This window comes from Sporosarcina sp. USHLN248 (genome assembly GCF_037144575.1).
Lineage (GTDB): Bacteria > Bacillota > Bacilli > Bacillales_A > Planococcaceae > Sporosarcina > Sporosarcina contaminans.
Map to the genome: position 1 here is coordinate 1 of NZ_JBBCZC010000111.1, position 456 is coordinate 456.

Genomic DNA, 456 nt, shown 5'->3' on the forward strand with positions numbered 1-456 from the left:
AGCCGCCGAAGGTGGGACAGATGATTGGGGTGAAGTCGTAACAAGGTAGCCGTATCGGAAGGTGCGGCTGGATCACCTCCTTTCTAAGGATATTTACGGAATATGAACCACCGGTTCATACGTTGACGTTTTGCGTTCAGTTTTGAAGGTTCATGGAAAAGCGGAAAACACCGGTTAGCTCAACCGGTCACTGGAGGCCTTGAGTAGAAATGCTTGCATTTCGACCAAAAGTCCGAAGTGGACGCATGAGCTGGTGTTTGGAGCTGGACAACATGATCTTTCAAAACTTTGTTCCTTGAAAACTGGATAAAACGACATTGAAAGCAACATAGAAAAGCCGAAGCAGCCGTTTAGGCGCGACAGGCATAAGACGGATTGGCGGAGCGGCGTTTTTGCCGCATAGCCGATACGGCTTATGACCCGAGCGTCTGGCTGCTAAGGCTGGACAAAACACAT

At 49.3% G+C, this 456-nt stretch carries 1 rRNA gene; it reads left to right on the forward strand.

Annotated features, from left to right (window positions below):
* Positions 1–83 (forward strand): 16S ribosomal RNA (locus WFH04_RS18160); the annotation flags it as partial.
* Positions 84–456 lie beyond the last annotated feature (373 nt).